At 32.3% G+C, this 19,223-nt stretch carries 14 protein-coding genes; 13 read left to right on the top strand and 1 reads right to left on the bottom strand.

Annotated features, from left to right (window positions below):
• Nucleotides 1-280 precede the first annotated feature (280 nt).
• From CJ739_RS01130 to CJ739_RS20725, 13 genes are all read left to right on the top strand, one after another.
• On the top strand, nt 281-4,990 hold the full coding sequence (locus CJ739_RS01130) for a translocation/assembly module TamB domain-containing protein (protein ID WP_442914937.1): 4,710 nt from the start codon (nt 281-283) through the stop codon (nt 4,988-4,990).
• Nucleotides 4,987-7,275 carry a translocation and assembly module lipoprotein TamL gene (tamL, locus tag CJ739_RS01125; RefSeq protein WP_117172233.1) on the top strand — a complete coding sequence of 763 codons (2,289 nt, stop codon included), beginning with the start codon at nt 4,987-4,989 and terminating at the stop codon, nt 7,273-7,275. Before CJ739_RS01130 ends, tamL begins: the two co-directional genes overlap by 4 nt.
• Nucleotides 7,276-7,430: 155 nt before the next feature.
• Nucleotides 7,431-8,249, top strand: coding sequence for an MlaE family ABC transporter permease (locus tag CJ739_RS01120; RefSeq protein WP_117172232.1), 819 nt, complete (start codon nt 7,431-7,433; stop codon nt 8,247-8,249).
• The gene (locus CJ739_RS01115; protein ID WP_117172231.1) at nt 8,249-8,992 is read left to right on the top strand and encodes an ABC transporter ATP-binding protein; all 744 of its coding nucleotides are present in this window, start codon (nt 8,249-8,251) and stop codon (nt 8,990-8,992) included. Before CJ739_RS01120 ends, CJ739_RS01115 begins: the two co-directional genes overlap by 1 nt.
• A gap of 98 nt (nt 8,993-9,090) precedes the next feature.
• Entirely contained in the window at nt 9,091-9,825 is a 735-nt protein-coding gene (locus CJ739_RS01110; protein ID WP_117172230.1) for an MlaD family protein, read from the top strand.
• Between the two features lie 432 nt (nt 9,826-10,257).
• On the top strand, nt 10,258-10,791 hold the full coding sequence (locus CJ739_RS01105; RefSeq protein ID WP_117172229.1) for a lipid-binding SYLF domain-containing protein: 534 nt from the start codon (nt 10,258-10,260) through the stop codon (nt 10,789-10,791).
• Between the two features lie 769 nt (nt 10,792-11,560).
• On the top strand, nt 11,561-11,800 hold the full coding sequence (locus tag CJ739_RS01100; protein WP_117172228.1) for a DUF7218 family protein: 240 nt from the start codon (nt 11,561-11,563) through the stop codon (nt 11,798-11,800).
• A gap of 36 nt (nt 11,801-11,836) precedes the next feature.
• Nucleotides 11,837-12,859 (top strand): AI-2E family transporter, encoded by a 1,023-nt coding sequence (locus CJ739_RS01095; protein WP_117172227.1) that lies wholly within the window; start codon nt 11,837-11,839, stop codon nt 12,857-12,859.
• Between the two features lie 348 nt (nt 12,860-13,207).
• Entirely contained in the window at nt 13,208-13,819 is a 612-nt protein-coding gene (locus CJ739_RS01090) for a nitroreductase family protein (protein ID WP_117172226.1), read from the top strand.
• Nucleotides 13,820-14,025: 206 nt separating this feature from the next.
• Nucleotides 14,026-14,379 (top strand): hypothetical protein, encoded by a 354-nt coding sequence (locus CJ739_RS01085; protein ID WP_117172225.1) that lies wholly within the window; start codon nt 14,026-14,028, stop codon nt 14,377-14,379.
• A 466-nt stretch (nt 14,380-14,845) separates the two neighbouring features.
• A complete protein-coding gene (locus tag CJ739_RS01080) occupies nt 14,846-15,292 on the top strand; it encodes a response regulator (RefSeq protein ID WP_117172224.1) in 447 nt (148 codons plus the stop codon).
• 5 nt (nt 15,293-15,297) lie between these two features.
• Nucleotides 15,298-17,892: an ATP-binding protein gene (locus CJ739_RS01075; RefSeq protein ID WP_117172223.1), complete on the top strand. Its 2,595-nt coding sequence runs from the start codon at nt 15,298-15,300 to the stop codon at nt 17,890-17,892.
• Nucleotides 17,893-18,032: 140 nt separating this feature from the next.
• Nucleotides 18,033-18,350 (top strand): four-helix bundle copper-binding protein, encoded by a 318-nt coding sequence (locus tag CJ739_RS20725; RefSeq protein WP_117172222.1) that lies wholly within the window; start codon nt 18,033-18,035, stop codon nt 18,348-18,350.
• A 13-nt stretch (nt 18,351-18,363) separates the two neighbouring features.
• On the opposite strand, the gene CJ739_RS01065 is transcribed toward CJ739_RS20725, so the two are convergent.
• Nucleotides 18,364-18,882 carry a response regulator gene (locus tag CJ739_RS01065; RefSeq protein WP_162880088.1) on the bottom strand — a complete coding sequence of 173 codons (519 nt, stop codon included), beginning with the start codon at nt 18,880-18,882 and terminating at the stop codon, nt 18,364-18,366.
• Nucleotides 18,883-19,223 lie beyond the last annotated feature (341 nt).

Below are 19,223 nucleotides of genomic sequence, written 5' to 3'. Positions count from 1 at the left end.
ATGTTAAAGTCGGGTAAAGGTCACTAACTTTAATGCATGTTTATGGAAAGTCCATCTTTAGCTTAAAATCTTAAAAGAATTTTTTATAATTATATAATAAATCGAAGACATATAGCATTATCTTCATGAAAATTTTTAATTATTTAAAATTGGAGAATGAAATTCAATAGTATGTTAGAAAAGGATTTTGTGCGGGAACTATGTGTATATCTATAAAAAACATCTTGATTTGGGATTTCAGCTAGCAAAAAAACTTATTTAAATTATAACCGTCTTAAAATTGAAAAAAGCTGCTAAACTTATATTGAAAGTTATCTTGCTATTTGTAGTGCTTTTTTTAATTCTGGTTATGTCATTACAAGTGCCTTTTGTCCAAAATATTGTAAAAAATAAAGTGGTCAATTATCTAGAAGATAAGATAAAAACAGAAGTCAGAATTGGCTCCATAGACATAAGTTTGCCTAAAAAAATAAACTTAAATGATTTCTATTTTGAAGACCAGTCGCAGGATACACTTTTACAAGGAAAATCGTTAAAAGTGGATATTGGTCTTTTTGCATTGTTAAATAATAGGGTTGAGATTAACTCTATAGTTTTAGAAGCAACCACTGTAAATATTAAGGTTGATAAAGATTCTGTTTTCAATTTCGATTACATTATCAAGGCTTTTGAAACTCCCGATAAACCCAAAAGTGATGAACCTGTAGAATTGTCAATCGATAAAATTAATCTCAATAATATAAAGTTTAGTTACAAAGACGAAGTTGCCCATATTAATACTGGGATTACCTTTTCCGAATTTGCAGCTACGTTAAAAGCCATCGATTTAGAAAAGCAAACCATACGCATAAATAGTTTGGAGTTGAATCAAACAAATGGCTATGTTATTTTGAATGCATCAGAAAAAGTAAAAGAACCTGAGTTGAAATCTGATGAAAGTAGCTCAAATACTTCTTGGAAAATAACAGCAGATGATGTTAATATTACCGCTTTCAATTTTGTTTTTGATAATAATAATGCTGAAAGATTGTCAAAAGGTATCGATTATAACCATCTTAAAATAAAAGGTTTAAATCTTAATGCAGAATCGTTTGCAATGCATACCGATAGTTATTCGGGCACAATTCATGCTTTAAATTTTAAAGAAAAAAGCGGTTTTGTTTTAGAAGCATTCACAACCAAATTCGATTATACTCCAACGAGCGCCTTTTTAAAAAATCTATACCTTAAAACGCCTCAAACCATTTTGAAAGACCATGTTTCAATTGCCTATCCTTCGATTGAATCCTTAAGTCGACATCCAGAAACGCTTTATATCGATACCAATCTTGAAAATAATAGCATTGGATTTAAAGATGTTTTATTATTTGTTCCCAGTCTTGATACCATAGATGTTTTTAAAAACCATCCAAAAGCGATTATAAACTTGAATGCGATTGTAAAAGGAAAATTAGATGATTTAAAAATTAGCACATTGAATGCCCAAGGTATTGGGAATACCATAGTGGATATAAACGGCACTATCACAGGGCTGCCCAATGTAGATAAAAGTGTTTTTGATATCACTATTCTCGATTTTGAAAGTTCCGCTAAAGACATATATGCTTTTACACCAAAAAACACCATTCCAAATACCATTCAACTCCCTAAAAATTTCCACATTCAAGGGGCTTTTAAAGGAAGCATCCATGCTTTTGAAACGCTTCTGGATTTAGAAAGTTCATTGGGGAATGCCGTTGTGGATGCTACCTTCGACCAATCACAAAAAAACAACGAAAGATACAGTGCTGATGCCAGTGTGGAAAATTTCGATTTAGGCACCTTCATCAAAAACAATCAATTTGGAAGAGTGACCGCAAACGCCACTATAAATGGCAGAAGTTTGGATCCAGCAACAGCAACGGCTAAACTGACATCAAAAATTGTAAAAATAAAATTCAATGGCTATGAGTATCAAAACATAACCATGGATGGTCATATTGATAATGGTAAGTATGTTGCTAATGCCAATTTATCAGATCCAAATTTGAATTTTGTTTTAGATGCAAATGGGTCTTCAGATTCAAATAAACCGACATTAGATTTAAAACTGAATATAGAGCTCGTTGATTTAAACAAATTGAATCTTCATGCAGGGCCTTTAAAAATGAAAGGTGATATTGCTGCAAATTTCACGGATTTAAATCCAGACAATTTGAATGGCAGTGTGAGTTTTAATAACTTTTTTGTGGCTTTGGAAAACGAACAATTTCCGTTAGATACTATAAGTATTAGGGCTGTTTCAACAAAAGAAAAAGATTCGATTGTATTAAAATCTCAATTTGCAAGTGGATTAATTACAGGTAATTATGAATTATCTACCATAAGCGACCAGCTCATTAATTCATTTTCAAAATACTACCAAGTTGATAAAAAGTATATAGCTACAAATACAGAGCAAGATTTGCAATTTGATGTCATTATTAAAGATAATCGCATTATTAAAAAAATGGTTCCTGAAATTAAAGAATTATCAGAAATTACCATTAGTGGAAAATATAACTCAACGAATGATACCATCATCATTAATGCGTCCATTCCCAGATTTAATTATGGTAATATTGAGATTACCAACGGCATTTTTAATGCAAATACACAGGAAAATGCTTTGCTTTATGATGTTTCCATTGCCACTATTAAAAGCGATGAACTTATCATTCCACAAACTAAATTAACAGGAAAAATAGAAGATAATACTGTGGATTATGAGCTGAATATAAAAGATTCAGAAAATAAAGAACGCTATAATATTTCGGGCAACTTTAAAGAAAACAAGGGGACTTCAGAAATTCATTTCAATCCGGAAGCATTCTTATTGAACTATGAAGAATGGGGCATTAAAGATGATAATCTTATTAAAATTGAAAATAATGGCGTTCTAGTTAATAATTTTGAGATTCAAAATAACCAACAAATTTTTTCAATTCAATCTGAAAACCCTTCTGTACAATCACCAATTGCAGTCGATTTTGAAAATTTTAAGCTCGAGACCTTAACGAGCATTGTGTCTTCCAATTTTGAAATTGGGGGCAGGGTAAATGGCAATACGACTGTAAGGAACATCGCTACGACTCCCTTGTTTGTAGCAGATTTGAATATAGAAGATTTTACGTTTAAAAAAGATACCATTGGGAATCTTACTGTAAAAATAGATAACCAAACCACTAATTTGTACAGTGCAAACGTGGTATTGACCGATAATGACAATCAATTAAATGTTGATGGAAATTATAATATTAGCAGCGAAACCCTCGACTTTGTTGTAGATATTAAAAGACTGGACATGGCATCGCTAGAAGCTTTTACCTTTAATAATCTAGAGGAAGGTGAGGGGTACATAAACGGAAAACTAACCGTTACGGGCAAAGCTTCCAATCCCAATGTAAATGGAAACATTCAATTTAATGACGTTGGTTTTACGGTGGTTAAATTAAATTCCCGATTCCAATCAATTAATGACCCTATTGTTTTCAATACCAATAAAATCATTTTTAACAATTTCAAGCTACAGGATAAAAATGATAATCCATTAACAATTAGTGGTTTTATAGATAGTAAGGATTATACCAATTTAGGATTTGATTTGAATGTGGTTGCCAAAAATTTTAGAGCGGTAAATTCGCAAGCGCAGGACAATGATTTGTTTTATGGTGAATTGTATTTGGATAATAATTTAGGGATCAAAGGCACTTTGGATCGTCCGATTATTGATGGCACTGTCAAAATCAATCCAGATACAAAATTCACTGTTGTTTTACCCCAAAACGATCCTTCCATTGTAGATAGGGAAGGCATTGTAGAATTTATTGATCAAGACCAACCTGTTTTAATTACGGTTAAAGATCCAACAAAACAAATCACGCAAACAGAAATAAAAGGTGTGAATGCTTCAGTAAATATTTCTGTAGATAAAGAAGCAGAAATATCCATTATTATTGACGAAGCGAATGGTGATTATTTAAAACTGAAAGGGGAAGCCGAATTGTCTGGGGGTATTGATCCTTCAGGGAAAACAACTTTGACGGGAAAATATGAGTTTGTTGGTGGAACTTATGAAATGAATTTCAATTTTATAAAAAGAAAATTTGATATCCAACCTGGAAGTTATATTCTTTGGACGGGTGAGCCTACAACAGCAAACATCAATATTACCGCAGTTTATGATGTGGAAGCACCGCCCATAGACTTGATAAGCGATCAATTAACAGGAATAACCGCAGAAACAAGAAATATGTATAAGCAAAAAATTCCTTTTGAGACGAATTTAATAATGAAAGGCGACTTACTGCATCCGGAAATTACGTTTGATATTATTTTACCAGAAGGAAATAACGATGTTTCAACCGAAATAATTAATGCAACCCAAGCCAAATTAGAACAAATAAGACGTGATGAAGCTGCCTTAAACAAACAAGTTTTTGCTTTGTTGCTATTGAACCGTTTTATTGGTGAAAATCCGTTTCAAAGTGAAGCTGGTGGTGTAAGTGGTGCTTTTTTAGCCAAACAAAGTGCTAGTAAAATTTTATCGCAACAGTTAAATAACTTAGCAGGAGATTTAATAAAAGGATTTGAATTGGATTTTGATTTGGAAGCGACAGAAGATTATACGTCTGGACAAAGACAAGAAAGAACCGATTTGAATGTAGCACTTTCCAAACAATTATTGGACGACCGATTAAAAGTAACCATAGGAAGTAGTATTGGTCTTGAGGGCACTGGACACGAAAACGAGCAGGCGTCAACCATTGCAGGCGATGTTTCCGCCGATTATTTAATTACCAAAGATGGCCGTTATAAATTAAGAGCATACAGAAAAAACAACTATCAAGTCGCTTTACAAGGTCAGGTTATTGAGACGGGCGTGGCATTTATCATTACCATGAATTACGATAAATTTAGGGAGCTATTTCACAGAAAACGAAAAGACAATAGAAAAGACCAAAAGGAATGAGATTTTATAAGTACATACTATTATTTTTTTTAGTTTCCATGCTGTTGAATTGCAGTGGGACACGACATGTTCCCGAAGGAGATTTATTGTATGTTGGCCATACTATTGATATTGAAAAAGGTAAAGAGCCAAGAAAAATCAGGAGAACCATAAAATCTGAATTGGATGAATTAATTCGTCCAAAACCCAACAAATCCATTATAGGAATGCGCCCCAGTATCTTTTTTTACAACATATTTGATAAAGTAAAAAAAGATAAAGGTTTTAGATATTGGGTTAAATATAAATTAGGGCAAGAACCTGTTTTAATGAGTAAAGTCGATTTGGAATACAACCGAAAAGTGGTTCAAAACCATGTTGAAAATAAAGGTTTTTTTAATGCTGAATCTAAAGCCGATTCTACAAGAATAGGTAAAAAAGCAAAAGCCAATTATAGTGTTAAATTACACAATCAATATAAGATTAAAAAAGTTGTTTTTCCGAAGGATTCCATACTTTTAAGTAAAGAAATTAATAAGCTGAAAGAAGAAAGCCTTTTAAAAGTAGGAAAGCCGTATGATTTGAATACTATTAAAAATGAAAGAGCAAGAATTGATGCCCATTTAAAAGAAAGAGGTTTTTATTATTTCAATGAAAACTATCTTTTGGTTCAAGTAGATAGTACGGTTGCCAATCATGAAGTAGATTTAATTGTAAAAATTAAAAACGATATTCCCCAAAAAGCTAAAAATCAATATAGTATCAATAATATTTTTGTGTATCCCAGTTTCAATTTAAGAAGAGATACCGTTGCTACCACAAAAATGGATACTTTAAAATATAAAGATTTTACCATTATTGACAATAAAACTGTTTTTAAGCCTCTTATTTTTGAAAAAACCTTGTTATTTGATAAGGGCGATTTATATAATAGAACGATGCATAATCTCTCTTTAAACAGATTGATTACTCTTGGAACTTTCAAATTTGTGAAAAATGAATTTAAAGAAACGGATGCTGTTAACAATCAGTTGGATGCGTATTATTATTTAACACCGTTACCAAAAAAATCAATTCAAGTCGAAGCGTTGGCTAAAACGAATTCGGCTAATTATTCAGGAACCGAATTAAACATCAATTGGAGCAATAGAAATACATTTAAAGGAGCAGAATTACTCAAAATTTCAGGATTTGCAGGATTGGAAGTTCAAATTTCTGGACTAAATAAAGGGTATAATATATATCGGTTTGGTGGAGATGCCAGTTTGGTTTGGCCACGATTTATCTCGCCATTTAAAATGACTTCAGGCAGCGCTTATGTGCCAAATACAAAAGTTTCCATGGGTTATGAATATCAATTAAGAACCAAACTCTATTCATTAAGAACATTCAATGGTTTGTTTGGATATGTATGGAAAGAAAACGAGCGAAAAGAACATAACCTTAATGTCGTCAACATCGCTTATACGTCATCCAATAATGTGTCCGATTTATACAAACAACAAATTGCCGATAATCCGTCTTTACAGAAAGTCATTGACAAACAACTCATTTTTGGCACGACTTATTCGTATACCTACACCAATACCATGCTGAAAAATAAAACAAATAACATCTATTTTAAGGGAGGTATCGATTTATCGGGTAATGCCATAGGATTAATCTTAGGGGCTAATGATAGCGACAATCCCAAAACTATATTAGGAGTTCCCTTCAGTCAATATTCAAAACTAGAACTGGAATTTCGTCATTATTATAACTTTGGAAAAGAAACCACACTTGCCAGTAGAATTATTGCTGGGGCAGGAATTCCGTATGGAAATTCTAAAGAGTTGCCTTTTATAAAGCAATTTTTTATAGGAGGTACCAATAGCATTCGGGCTTTTAGGGCAAGGTCTATTGGCCCGGGAACATTTAATGGCAACGAAGTGACCAATACGTTTTTACCAGACCAATCGGGCGATATAAAGTTGGAGTTCAGCACGGAATTACGAACCAAAATATACAAATTAGTAAAAGGAGCTGTGTTTATTGATGCGGGCAATATATGGTTATTAAATACAAATGATGAAAAGCCGGGAGCCAAATTTTCTGGTCAGTTTTTAAACGAGTTGGCCGTAGGTACTGGTTTGGGATTACGATTCGATTTCAATTTTTTGGTGCTTCGAACCGATTTTGCTTTTCCTTTAAGGAAACCATATTTACCAAAAGGCGACAGATGGGTTTTTGACGCTATTAATTTTGGGAGTAGTGCATGGAGAAAGGAAAACCTGATTTTCAATTTAGCAATAGGCTATCCTTTTTAACCTCTATTTTATTTCGTTTATAGATTTATAATACACTTTGTCGTCTATTTTAAGACGCAACACGCATCGGTATTGTATAATAAAATCTTAAAATCCTGTAAATTTTTAAACTCAAAAAGCATGTAATTTTATTCCATTATTTTAAGGATATCATCATGCCAAAAAAAACAAGTCAACCTAATAATGTATCTTCAAATATTCCATCTTTTATTCCTTATATAAAAGAAAAAAGTATTCAATTTTTTATAGATATAGCAAATGTGCTGGGCTATTTAAAGCTGGTATCAAGAAATTTCATTACCAAAAAGTTTGAGTTTGAAGAGTTTTTAAAACAATGTTATCAAATCGGTAATAAATCGGTTGGTCTCATTTCTATTACCGGTATTATTGTAGGTTTGGTTTTAACCATTCAATCAAGGCCACCACTGGTCGAATTTGGAGCCGTCGCTATGTTGCCGGGGATGGTTGCCATTTCAATCATTCGAGAAATGGGACCTGTAATTACAGGCCTAATTTGTGCAGGAAAGATAGGTTCAAGTATGGGGGCCGAATTAGGTTCTATGCGAGTAAGCGAACAAATTGATGCTATGGAAGTGTCTAATACCAACCCTATAAATTTTTTGATAATCCCCAGGGTTTTGGCAGCTACCGTTATGATTCCATTATTGACACTGTACGCAGACGCCATTGGTATTTTTGGTAGCTGGTTAGGGATAAACATTAAGGATGCCATAAGTTTAAAGTTATTCCTAAACCAAGCCTTTAATAATGTAGATTTTATCGATATCATCCCAGCCATCATAAAATCATTCTTTTTTGGAGCTGTCATTGGTCTGGTTGGATGTTACAAAGGATATCATGCTGGTAAAGGAACAGAAAGTGTGGGAATTGCGGCAAATTCGGCAGTAGTAACCGCATCATTATTACTAATTATTGTAGACTTAATTGCCGTACAAATAACCGATTTATTATAATGAATAAAAAAGGAAACAATGCAGTTGTTGATATAAAGGATCTTAAAAAAAGTTTTGGAGATTTGAAGGTGCTTGATGGCATAACGCTCCAACTTCATGAAGAAGAAAATTTAGTGATATTAGGAAAATCCGGTTCGGGAAAATCGGTGTTGATTAAGTGTATTGTTAATCTTTTAAGTCATGATGAAGGAAGCATTAAAGTGGGCGACTACGAACTGACCGATATTAGTGAAGAGGATTTAGTGGAAGTGCGTAAAAAAACAGGCTTTCTTTTTCAAGGCGCAGCCTTGTATGATTCCATGACGGTAAGAGAGAACTTGACTTTTGCACTTTCAAGATTAAATGAAGTGTTTTCTAAAGAAGAAATTAACAATAAAATTATTGAAGCTTTGGAGAATGTAAATATGCAAGACTCAATTGATAAAATGCCATCAGAATTGTCTGGAGGCATGAAAAAAAGAATTGGTTTGGCAAGAACATTAATAGTGAATCCAAAGATTATTCTTTATGACGAGCCTACTACAGGTTTAGATCCCATAACGTCTAACGAAATAAGTGAGTTGATAAATGACACCAGAAGTAAATTCAAAAATTCATCTATAATAATAACCCACGACATTAATTGTGTAAAAAAAGTGTCAGATAGAATCGCTATGATAAAGGACGGAAAAGTTTATAAAGAAGGCCATTTAGAAGAATTCGTTACTGATGACGATCCATTTATTCAATCATTTTTTAAATAGAGAATTATGAAATCGCCATTAACAGTAAGTTCGTTGCAAACAGTACCAATGAAAATAAGGCGATAACATATGACCTTAAAAACAATAAATATAAACAGATGAATACAACTAACAACGCATATAAAATAAAATTAGGAATTTTTGTGTCCATAGGGATCCTCATACTATTTGTAATTATTTTTTTTATAGGTAGTAATCAAAACTTATTTAGTTCAAAATTTAAGATTAACACCCATTTCCGTAATGTAAGCGGACTCCAAATAGGAAGTCAGGTTCGTTTTTCAGGAATTTCAGTAGGAACTGTTGAAAGTATTGTAATTATTAATGACTCAACGGTAAGTGTTGTAGCTGTGATGAATAAAGAGGTAAAGCAATTTATTAAAAAAGACAGTAAAGCCTCTATAGCATCTGAAGGGGTCATTGGAAATAAAATTTTAATGATTTCACAAGGAAGTTCAAACTCACCGCAAGTTACAGATGGTGCTTTTATTAAATCTTTTGAGCCCGTAGAATTTGAAGATATTTTATCATCCATTAAAGTGAGTGCCGAAAATGCAGAAGTCATAACCGACGAATTGGCTATCATGTTAATTGGTATCAATGAAGGGGAAGGCACTTTAGGGAAATTACTAAATGATGAAGGTGTGGCCAAGGATTTGGAAAAGACGATGGAGAATTTAAGACAGGGTTCTAAAGGATTGGAGGAAAACATGGAAGCAGCAAAAAACAATTTTCTTTTAAGGGGTTATTTTAAAAAGAAAGAAAGGGAAAAGGAAAAAGCAAGGGAACAGGCAGAAAAAGAGGCAGCAGAAAAAGAGGCAGAAAAGAAGTAAATCAATTATCCGTTTTTAAGTATACACCCAGAAATACAACACTTTTGAGAATCTCTATTCCCATTCTGGTTTTATAGGCTTAACGATTAAAAGTCATTTCGAAAGAATTATATAGCGGCCTCTTTAGTACATGACAAAAATTTTAATATATTCAGATGTCAGTCTGAGCCTTTCCGGAAGCTACGCTTTTATCTTCAAATAAAAACACATTTTCATTTTCGATAATGCTCAAGATAAACTAAAGTCGAAGACATTGGAAATATCGTTTTTAATAGCATTTCGACCGCGCTCAATGTGACACGCTTCTATTTTTGTCCTATACTAAAATCACCATCATATTTTTAGAGTTAATAATCCATGTAATTGGGGTATTCTGAAAGCGGGTTATTCTATAAATTTAATTCATCTAATTAAATTAAAAAATAAAAAATCATGAAAACTATAAAAAAAATACTGATAGGTTGCCTACTTCTAATAGGTTTTGGGGCCATAGCACAGAGTGACAAAGACAAAGAAATAATGGCAGATGCCAAAAAAGCAAAACAAACACTTTTAGCCAAAGATGCTGGACTGGAAAAATTCTTTAAGAATGCCTCTGGGTACGCTATTTTCCCTAATGTGGGTAAAGGTGGTTTAATTGTAGGTGGCGCTAGTGGAAATGGTGTTGTTTATGAAAATGGTTCACCAATTGGAATGTCATCTTTAAAAAAAATAAACATTGGCCTTCAAGCGGGCGGACAGGCTGTTATAGAGGTTATCTTTTTTGAAACCGATGCAGCTTTAGAAAAATTCAAAAAAGGTAATTATGAATTTTCTGCTGAAGCTTCCGCAGTAATTGCCGAAGAAGGAACATCTGAAAACGCTAATTATTCAGATGGTGTTGTGGTTTTTGCTATGCCTAAAGCTGGTCTTATGGCCGATGCTTCGATAGGTGGACAGAAATTTGAATACCATCCGTTCAAATAATAAATATCTTAATCTAAATCTAAAAAGGTGGCAAATGACCACCCTTTTTTTTCAATCTAAATAATTTCCCGACGGCTCAGCCTCGGGGTATCCAATTTACCGCTATCGCGAGCGTCCAGCTCGTGACGGCACTTTGTCGAAATGACATTTTCCTTAACTTAATGACATTGTGATAGCTAGCGTTTTATTTGAAATAGAAAAGGGAAAAATGGCATTTTATTGTGGTCATTTCAAAGCTTAAATGGAATAGGTAAAAGTTTAAAATCCTTGTACTCCTAAATTTAAAAGAGTAAAAAGAAAACACCCCCACATTGCATAGGAAATAGGGGGTGTTTTAACTAACCAACCAATAAACTAAAGAAACTAATTACTAATTAAAAATAGTGATACAGTCTTCTTTACTAATTAAATATAGCGATACAATTTTCCTTTCAAGTTTTTTAACTTCAAGTCCTTTTAAAATTTAATAGCTAATTTAATTTTATCAAATCCTTCTTCAGAATTACTCATTATAAAGATTAATAGCTTCGTTTAATAATGAGTCCTATTCTCTTTAGAAATTTTTGATATGTTAAAATTAATTATTCAAAAACAATGGAATTAACCCAAAAAAAATATTTCTTGACGCAATACCTATTAAAAAAATCATTATATTTTAAGTTAGTAATAAATGCGATTAAGTCAACCGGTTTTATTTTTTATGTTAAAATTTGAGATATAAATTTTTTAAGTATAATATATTTTTAAGTATAATATAAAACTAAAAGCTATGGATATTCCAAGTATAAAAAATGAAGATCAGTACGAGGCACTTCGGGAGAAGGGGTACAGCAAACAAAAAGCAGCACGAATTGCCAATACACCCGATGCAGGTAAAAAGGGAGGTAAGGCAAAGCCTTATGAAAAGTGGACTAAAACCGCATTATATAAGCAAGCTAAGAATGTAGGTATAAAAGGGCGGTCTAGAATGGATAAGTCAGAACTTATTTATTCCCTTCGAAATAATTAAAACCAATTTCAATTTTATAATAATATGATATAATTAGTGAACATTATAGACCCTAAGATAATACGTCAAATCTTTACCCTTTTATTAATCATATTAATGGGAGGGTTGATTTTTATGGAAATAGCGCCTTATTTTTCAGGTGTATTGGGAGCCATTGCTTTATACGTTTTATTAAAAGGATTTATGAAGAAGTTGGTAAGCAAAGGTTGGAATCCCAATTTGGCAGCTGCATTACTTATGTTTGCGTCTTTCATTGCCATCTTTCTTCCCATTTCGGGGATTGTTTTAATGCTAAGTAATAAAATAGGCAAAGCAGCTCAAAGCTCAGAAAGAGTTATATGGGCTTTAAAAACACAATTAAAAGATTGGGAACATTATTTTGGTTACAATATCACGGACCAAATAGATGCATCTTCAATTTCCAGTGGGATAAATAAAGGTGTTACCAGTGTTTTAGGAGGTACTTTTAATACGTTTATAGCCGTTTCGATTATGTACTTTTTTCTGTTTTATATGTTAACTAATACTGAGCGGCTTCGTGAAACTTTAATAGAGTATATTCCTATAAGTAAAGAAAATATTAAAACATTAGGTAGCGAAATGGATGTCATGGTGCGTTCTAATTCCATAGGTATTCCTTTGGTGGCTGTTGCACAAGGCGTTGTTGCATTAATAGGCTTTTTAATATTTGGTATTGAAAATCCGTTTTTTTGGGCAGTCGTGGTCGCCTTTGGCTCTATGATCCCTTTTGTTGGAAGCCTATTGGGAATAATTCCTGTTTTTATATTAACGCTCTCGAATGGGAGTCCATTTCAAGCATGGGGTATTTTATTGTATGGTCTCATAGTTGTAGGATCTGCAGATAATCTTATTCGCATGTATGTTTTGCGAAGACTGGATAATGTGCATCCTCTTATCACACTTATTGGGGTTATTATTGGTATTCCCCTTTTTGGTTTTATTGGGTTGGTTTTTGGACCCTTATTGATTAGTTTGTTCTTACTGGTAGTACGTATTTATAGAAAGGAATATGCAAAAGAAAATAAAGGTAAACTCTAAGGGGTTGTCTCAAACAGTAAGCAATACGGTCAATTTATTGGTCGCTATTTAGAATAAAGAAAGCATGGTAGTGATGGTATTCTAGCCGTTGATGGTGGATTAAGTGCCTAAATATATAGATAAAATTTAGTACATGACAAAAATCCAAATATATTCAGATGTCAGTCTGAGCGCAGTCGAAGACATTGAAAATACTGTTATTTAATCGCATTTCGACTTTAGTTTGTCTTGAGCATTACCGAAAATGAAAATATATTTTTATTTGAAGATAAAAGCGTAGCTTACGAAAGGCTCAATGTGACACTCTGCAGTTTTTGTCATGTACTAAATAGATAAAAAAGAAAAATTATGAAAGAAATAGAAGAAGTAAAATTAGAGAATATTGCTCATACCAAATATGACATATTGACCTTTTTCAAGTTAAGGTATAGTCCTAGAATGTTTGATGACAAACACATAGAGAAGACGCATATGGATCAGCTTTTCGAAACCATTCGTTGGTCTCCCAGTTCAAGTAATTTACAACCATGGCGTTTTATTTATGCTAAAAAAGGAACTGAAGCCTATGAGTCTATTTTTGATTGTCTGAGTGATTTTAATAAAAGATGGACTATACATGCACCACTTTTAATGTTGGCAGCATACAAAGAGAAAGATGATGAAGGAAAAGAAAATTTTCATGCTTTACATGATTTAGGATTGTCTTTAGGTTTGATGACGGTACAAGCGCAATTTTTAAATATTGGAGTGCACCATATGGCAGGTGTTGATTGGGAAAAAGCACAAAAAGTATTTAATGTTCCTGCAGGGTTTCATATTAGTACGGCAATAGCCCTTGGCTACTATGGTGGGAGTTTGGATGACTTGCCCAAAGATTTAAAGGAGCAAGAAACAGCCGAGCGAAAAAGAATTGGTCAAGAAAAGTTTGCTTTTAAAGAAGCGTGGAATAAGAAGAAATGAGAATGCATATCATTACACTATAAAGACGCTGAATTTTTAAAAAATGAATAGTTTTAGTTATACCATTTGAGCTTTGAAGTGGTATTGAAACAGCAATTGCGTTAAATTAGAATGCAATTGCGTTAGTTTAAAAGATCCTTTTTTAGTAGATTGTTAACCCTACCTATAGCTAAAAGAATAGAAATTAATCCCAAAACAATAAAGAAATGAAAAAGGAAAAAAAGGAATATGCACAACACGAAAAAGATTATATAGAAATATATCAGGATCAAGGATATAATTCTAATTTTTATTTTGAAGATGATAAGCTTATAAATAGTGAAACAAAAAAAGAATATACACCTGAAGATATACAGATTGTTGCAGAACATAGATATGAAGGGATGAGCGACCCTTCAGATATGTCCATATTGTATGTAATTGAAACAAATAAGGGCGAAAAGGGCACTTTTTTAATGGCTTATGGACCCAATGCAGATAGTGAAGGCACAGAGTTTTTTAATAATGTACCAGAATCAAATATTTCGGATGAAGAAAATATTAATTTGAAAAACACATAATGAACTCATCTTGACTTTTTTGATTGAAGCGAAAAATACCCTTTGCGCAGGCTGGCTCGTTCGCTAAAATAACCCACTGGGTTATTTTATACGCTCCGTCCTTTTCCAGATTTTAGCTTTTTAGCACTTCATAGCAGCGCTACGGAGTAAAAAAAAGGTGAAGTATGGGATAAAAAGATCATTTTGCAGCCAATTGAAAAAAGTCAAGATGAGTTCAATACATACGTTAACTCAAACTATCATAATAAAGGCACTTTAATTTGCTCTTAAACAGATAAATTAAGGTGCTTTTTTTATGGAAACATTTAGACAAATTCATAAAAAAGGTGTGTTTAAAAAATAAAATTTCCAAGTTTAAATTCCTCATTTAAGGCTGGTTAAAAAAATAAAATAGTATGATTTTATATCGATATCATTTTTATGAGAAAAATTTATTACATTTAGCCTACAATAAATTACCACGAACATGAATGATAATCTATTAAACATTGTTTTAGCAGATGATGATGAAGACGATAGAATGTTATTTAGTGAAGCCATAGATGAAATAGCAGTGCCTGCTAAATTATCGCTCTTCAAACATGGCCAAGAATTATTGGATTATCTTACTCAGCCCTATATTAAGCTTCCAAATTTGATTTTTTTAGATTTAAATATGCCCATAAAAAATGGGATGCAATGTTTACTTGAAATTCGAAACAATCCTAAATTAAAAGACATATACATAGCTATATATTCCACCTCATCATCTAATCAGGATATTGAAGATGCGTTTTCAAATGGTGCCGATATTTATATAAATAAACCTAATTGTTTTAATAAATTAAAAGAAATGGTAGAAAAAGTTATTCGTCTCAATTGGAAGAACCATACCTCTAATTTAAATAAAGATACTTTTCTATTTCGCATGTAATCACCATGGATTTTAAGCGTATTTATAGATCTTCTAAATTTTATGTCATATTATTGATTGTTGCTGTAGGGTTACTTCTATTTGCAACAAGTATGGCATATAAGCAGATGATGCTTACGCAAAAATCTGCCGAAATAATGCTGCATACCTTGCATGTTTATAATGCACTAGGCGATCTAGGTACACATTGTACCAAAGCCGAGTCTGAGGAGTTTAGAAAAGATTTATTAAAAAGCACGCCTTTTAGCAGTGTCTTGGAGTCTTACAAAGCAGAAGGAAGGGCCATAATCGATACCCTACGGGTATTGACTGAGGATAGTAGTTTACAAAAACTGCGCTTAAAACTATTGTCTGATTTGTTGGATAAATTAAATGACGATCTTTTAAGTTTAGATGTGGTTAATCAGCAAAAAGGCAAAAAGACATTCCAGGCTCTCGAATTACAAAAAATAGAAATCAGTAAAACATTAAACGATATACGAACTATTAGAGATAGAATGCTTGCAGACGAAAAACGTTTTATGCATAATAGGAAAGCTAATTATATTTTACATAAAACCTTAACACCTGCATTGTTATTGGGCATGGCGTTTTTTGCACTTGTAGTATTTGTTATTTCTTTTTTTAGAATATATTTTACCAAAATTAAGGTTAGAAAATCTGAAGCTTTCTTAAAAAGTGTCCTGGCAAATACAGACAATATTGTTAATTACTACGAACCGGTATTTAATAAAAATAACGAAATAACCAATTTCAAAATTCTATATGCAAATGATTGTAACCATGATTATTTGGGTCTTAAACCTGATGAAATCTTAGATAAAACCATCTTGGGCATGTATCCACTTCATAGATCTTATGAAGAATTAAAAGAATTAATACAATCTTATAACGAACAAAGCAAAGTTATTTTTAATAGAGAGATTATTATAGACGATAAAAAGATGTGGTTTCATTCTCTAGCGACACCATTGAATGGTGGTATTTTGGTTACATCTAGAAATTCTACACCAGAAGAAGAGGCAAAAAAAATTGAGTTGACCCTAAAAAAACGTCTCGAAAACCAAAACTTAAAATTACTTGATAACCGTGCATTTCTTACAAATATCTTTAAAAGTATTTCGGATATCGTGATGCATTTTAAAAGTATTAGGGACGAAAATGATAAGATTATAGACTTTGAGATTTTATTTACCAATGAGAGAATTAGCACAATTACCCGCGATACTGCAGAAGAAATTAAAAATAAAAAAGTATCGGATATATATCCAAATTTATTTAAGTCCAGTGTTTTTGAATATTTGGTTCATGCGATAGAAAATGACAAGCCCATTGAATATGAAGTACCTTTTAATATAGGAGGCAGAAATTATTGGTTTCATGCTACTGCCATAAAATTGGGTGATGGGGTTACGGTAACTATTAGGGATATAACGGATGAAAAGGAAAAAGCAGATAAAATAATACAATTAAATGAAGAGTTGGTTATTCAAAATTCTATTTTAACTGATGCCGAGCATATTGCCAAAACTGGTAGCTTTATTTGGTATCTGGATAACGGAACTGCCGAAATATCAGATAATTTTTATTATATGTTAGGGTATGCGCCAAAAGAATTTGAAGTTACATATGAAAGATATAGAAGATTTGTACATCCAGACGATTTGGATGAATTTGATAAAAATGAGCAAAAGGCACTAAAGGAATCTTACACAGAAGAGACTACGTATCGCGTTATAACCAAACAAGGAGCTATTAAATACTTTAAGACCAATGGTCAATTTACATTAAAAAAAGGGAATAAGGTGATGATAGGCGTTGTACAAGATGTGACCCAAACCATCGAAGCAGAAGAAAGATTATTAAAAAGTAATGTAGCATTAAAAAATAGTAATGCTGAACTCGAATCATTTAGTCGCATAGCAAGCCATGATTTACAAGAACCATTACGAAAAATACAATTGTTTGTTTTAAGAATAGAGGATCTTGATGGTAACACCCTTTCCGACAAGAGTAAAGAATACTTTAGGAAGGTGACAAATGCAGCGACACGTATGCAATCTCTTATTCAAAATTTATTAGCATACTCCAGAATAGATAGTAGCAAAAAAGATTTTGAAAAAGTTGATTTAAATCAAGTTTTAAATAAAGTTAAGGACGATTTGGTTACGGCTATAAACGATTCCAATGCAGAAGTGGTTTCAGATAAATTACCAAAAATAAAAGGTGTTGTATTTCAAATAGAGCAATTATTCACAAATATTATCTCTAACGCTTTAAAGTACAGAAATATGAGTGAGCCTACAAAAATTCAAATAAAATATAAAAAGGTAAACGCCAAAGATGTTCCTTCACTTTTCAAAACCTCAAAAAAATTCTATCATAAAATTTCTTTTCTAGATAACGGTATTGGTTTTGATTCTCAACATGCAGAAAAAATCTTTGAAGTCTTCCAACGTTTACATCAAAAAACAGAGTACTCTGGTACGGGCATTGGTTTGGCAATCTGTAAAAAAATTGTAGAAAACCATAATGGCTATATTTTAGCTAAAGGTTCGACTGGAATTGGAGCAGAATTTGTTGTTTATCTGCCCGTATAGCTTATTCATTACCGTCATATCAATATATCTTATAAGAAAACGAGGTCTATATGTTATCGTGTTAAAATTATTTCCATTTGAACAAATACATCTTTTGTTATTCACTTAAATTGAAACATAATAATTAAAAAAATAAGGATATGATACGTAATTATGAAAGTTGTATAAAAGCCTGTCAACAATGTTGGATTGATTGTCAATATTGTCTTGCTCAAATGGCTGGCAAGCAAAGTGATAACGATTGTCCTAAATGTTGTTTGTTATGTGTGGATGCTTGTTTAATTTGTATTAAGTTTATGGTAGCCGAGGGGCCACTTACAAAAGAATATTGTCGTTTATGTGCCGAAATATGCGAGTGGTGTGCAGAACAGTGTGAACAACACGATCATGATCATTGTAAAGCATGTGCCGAATCTTGTATTGCTTGTGCACAAGAATGCCGTAAACTTATGGCATAATTAAAATAGGAAACTAATGTGTTTTTTGAGAGATAACAAATTCTGAAGCCTGAACTATATTCCTGGAATCACTTTTAATATATTCCAGGCTTTTTCTTAATAGTATTTTAAGTAGCTCAAAAGAGTTGGGTTTTTCCAAATATAGATCAGCACCTTTTTGTTGTAAATTAAGGACGCCGGTGTTATCCATATAAGTGGAGTAAATTATTATGGGAATTTGGGCAAGCTCTGGCTCATTTTTTATGTCATTTAAACATTCTTCACCATTCATTAAAGGCATATTTAAGTCCAGATAAATAGCATGTGGTAAAGGTTTGCTTTTGTTTAAAAGATTGTCCATTAATGTGACGCCATTGTCATAGTCTTCAATAGTAATATCCATATCGATCTCATCCAATGCTTCTTTAAAAAGCATACGATCATCTTTATCATCATCGGCTAAGTAGATTAAGATGGGGTTTAATAGCATAATTTTATTCTTAAAGATTGGGGTTATAAATCCGTTTATTAAAGTCATAATTAGTAGTACCATTTGATTTGTTTGTTGACAAATCATTTTGTTTTTCGTCCTGTAAATTTTTTATTTATAAAGTTTAGTAGTTAGAATATATTTTGAAATTATGAGCTCATCTTGAATGTTCTATCATACTTAAAAAAGATCTCCCTCTAGATTTTTTCATAGACCCAAATATAATTCAAATATGAATCATACTTTTATAGAATTATTGGGCAAGATTACAGAATTTCCATGATTCTAATTTTTACTCTAAAGAATCCCCCGAAGGCTCTGCCGAGGATAGTTTGTTTCAAGAAACTTTTTATTACAGCCTTTACCCAGTTTTTTCAAAATCCTGGAGACATATAATATTTAAA

Source organism: Mariniflexile sp. TRM1-10 (genome assembly GCF_003425985.1).
Taxonomy (GTDB): Bacteria; Bacteroidota; Bacteroidia; order Flavobacteriales; family Flavobacteriaceae; genus Mariniflexile.
This window is presented reverse-complemented; position numbering and strand designations above follow the sequence as displayed.